This is a genomic window from Psychrobacter sp. AOP3-A1-26, from assembly GCF_052378235.1.
Classification (GTDB): domain Bacteria; phylum Pseudomonadota; class Gammaproteobacteria; order Pseudomonadales; family Moraxellaceae; genus Psychrobacter.
Map to the genome: position 1 here is coordinate 1 of NZ_JBQSXN010000149.1, position 2,809 is coordinate 2,809.

The 2,809-nt window shown below is 37.5% G+C and carries 3 protein-coding genes and 1 pseudogene; 3 read left to right on the forward strand and 1 reads right to left on the reverse strand.

Going from position 1 to position 2,809, the window contains the following annotated elements; translation table 11 throughout:
- The 3 genes from ACT3TU_RS13845 to ACT3TU_RS13855 all read left to right on the forward strand — a co-directional run.
- The coding region (locus ACT3TU_RS13845; RefSeq protein ID WP_444784504.1) for a hypothetical protein at nt 1-609 on the forward strand (609 nt) is incomplete at its 5' end.
- 158 nt (nt 610-767) lie between these two features.
- Entirely contained in the window at nt 768-1,019 is a 252-nt protein-coding gene (locus ACT3TU_RS13850; protein ID WP_443562262.1) for a helix-turn-helix transcriptional regulator, read from the forward strand.
- 2 nt (nt 1,020-1,021) lie between these two features.
- Nucleotides 1,022-2,431, forward strand: coding sequence for a DUF3631 domain-containing protein (locus ACT3TU_RS13855; RefSeq protein WP_443562264.1), 1,410 nt, complete (start codon nt 1,022-1,024; stop codon nt 2,429-2,431).
- A gap of 103 nt (nt 2,432-2,534) precedes the next feature.
- On the opposite strand, the pseudogene ACT3TU_RS13860 reads toward ACT3TU_RS13855, so the two are convergent.
- Nucleotides 2,535-2,809: pseudogene (locus ACT3TU_RS13860) on the reverse strand (hypothetical protein); the annotation flags it as partial.

The window sequence follows — 2,809 nt, forward strand, 5'->3', positions numbered from 1 at the left end:
CCTTACTTTCTCAACAATATAGATAATTTTTCAACTAAATACGAAGATAGTGGTTTTGCAGGTAATAAAGAAGAATATGCATTAAATCAATACATAAGTGAACTATTCAGTAAAATAGCTATTTCTTTGAATGAGGTTTTATCTAACACCTCGTTGTTCAATCATATTTTATCAAAATACTCCTCATCTGAATCTAAAAGATTGAGCTTAAAGTTCCTCGAAGTATTTCGAATATATGCATTCAAAGAGCTATCTTTTATCGCCTATTATACAGAAGCATTCAATATAGCCTTGATGTATCACGACTATGCAATGCAATTGTATTTTAGTAGTAGTAAATCCATCTTTTATGATAGTGCTGACTATTTTAGAAAAATATCTTCAATACAAGGCACTAAGGCGGCCAAAACAAGATGGGCTGACAACCCTGAGTACCGTGAACGAAAGAAGAAGCAATATCTTGAAGTTATGCTAGAACAAGGTTTCACTAAATGCACAGTAGCAATGAGATACATTAAAGAAAACATAGATGAAGAAGGAGAGTCAAGCTTTGAATACGCTTATGAGTTATTAAGACAAGCTTATAAAGCTCATAAAGATAATCTGTAAATTAAACTCTTATAAATCTTATGATAAAAAATATATTATGCATGCATAACTATACTATTTATTAAATATGTCGATTAACATTACTCCACAGCACTCAGCAACACCAATTCACAATGCTGTGGAGTAATGTTATGAAACTAAAAAATCGATTTTTGCGAATGTCAGATCTCGCAAACCAACCTGAGCGTTCAGCTCGCAACTATGCCACTAACTCAGGTCAGAAATGGACAGTTACGGCCAGACCCGCCTCGCGCGGCATCACTGGATTTTCCGCTAAACACGTCTATCACCTCATAAATGAGGGTAAATTTCCTGCTCCAATAAAAATAGGTCGCGCTAGCCTTTGGCGTTTATCAGACGTTAACTCATGGCTAGAGAGTCATTCTTCATCTAATGATGGGGAGGCATAATCATGAGTAAACATAATCCCCCCCCCTGTTTTGAACTAGTTGACGAACAGTTAGCCGATCTAATAGAAAAGCCAACCATCTTGCAGGATGGCCGGCCCTTAAAAACCACTACAGATGACATTGACCAGCCATCATCAGTTATTTTACCACAACAAGATTTAAAAATTAGCTCGGATTTAGCACAGACTACTATCGATAGGCTTGCCACATTATCAGAACTGCAGTATGAGCTAGAACGAACTGAAACCGCGAAATCTCTCAACAATATGTCAGTTCGATCACTTGATAAGCTAGTCAAGAAAGCTAGGGGTAAATTGAAGTCTGAGGCCTCTGATAGTTTGGTCGTTGATACTAAGCCATACGCAGAACCGGTAACAGATATTGCCTTAGTAGCTGATCAAATATATCAGATAATAGATGATCACATTGCCTGTACTGACGCTGTAAAAGTAGCAACTACACTCTGGACACTCATGACTTGGGTTATACCTGCAAGTCATATCCTACCTATAGCATGGATAAATGCTCCAGAAAAGAGATGTGGTAAAAGCACATTGTTAACTTTAATTAGCAGAATGAGTAAACGCCCATTATCAACATCAAATATTACTGGCTCTGCTTTATTTCGTTCGATTGAACAATATAAACCGACTTTGTTCATCGATGAGATTGACACGTTTATCAACGATAACGAGGGCATTCGAAGTGTACTAAATGCTGGGCATAGTCGCGATAACGCATATATCATACGCTGTGTTGGTGATGATAATGAGCCAGTGCCGTTTAATGTTTATTGCGCTAAAGCGATTTCAGGCATTGGTAAAATCTCTGGTACATTGATAGATCGGTCAATATCGCTCACTCTAGAGCGTAAAATGAAACATGAGACAAAAAAACGAGTGCGTTACTTACCTGAAGATATCACTAACAGTATTCAGTCAAAACTCGCTAGATGGTCGAATGATAATCTGCAAGCAGTAAAAGATGCTAAGCCAGTACTGCCTGTTACGATAAACGACCGTGCGCAGGACAATTGGGAAATCCTACTAAAAATAGCTATGATACTGGGTGATAACTGGCTAGAGCAGGCTTACAGAGCCTGTATCGAGATATCGGGTATCGAGAACGACGAACTAAGTCTGAGTGAGCAGCTATTATCGGATATCCAAACCATATTCAAACTAAAGGATACCGATCGCATTTTAACCAAAGACTTAATAAGCAGTTTATGCCAAGATCCAGAAATGCACTGGTCAACATTCCATAATGGTAAAAAAATTACCGATCGGCAAATTTCCGATCTATTAAGAGGATTTAAAATCAAACCTAAATCCCTTAGAACGAAACCTAAATGCGGTAGAGGCTACGAACTAAATCATTTCTTAGATGCTTTTAGTCGCTACTTGCCCTAATAACTTTAGACAGAGGCACCTAAAGGACTGAGGTCTGTTTAATATAGGCCTTATTTCTTTATAACATTACACTTCTTATTAGTCTCTAAAGTAGTATCGAAAATTAATACTCTCTAACTAAGCTCTGATACTCTCGATCATACTTGAAACAGAAAGGCCCATCTTCATAACCGTATGAGTTTCTATAGGCGTCGATATTACCCGAAAAACAAAATTTATCTGTTTTGGGGCTAAAGTCGAAATGTATAGTTTCACCTTTTTTATTTATAGTAACTGGATTGCCACGGCTGTCCTTAGCGTCTGACAAAGAGTAGCTCAAAGGAGAAACAGTTTTAGTATCTTTATTAATGACTACCAAGCGATATGGTTTTTTGCCAT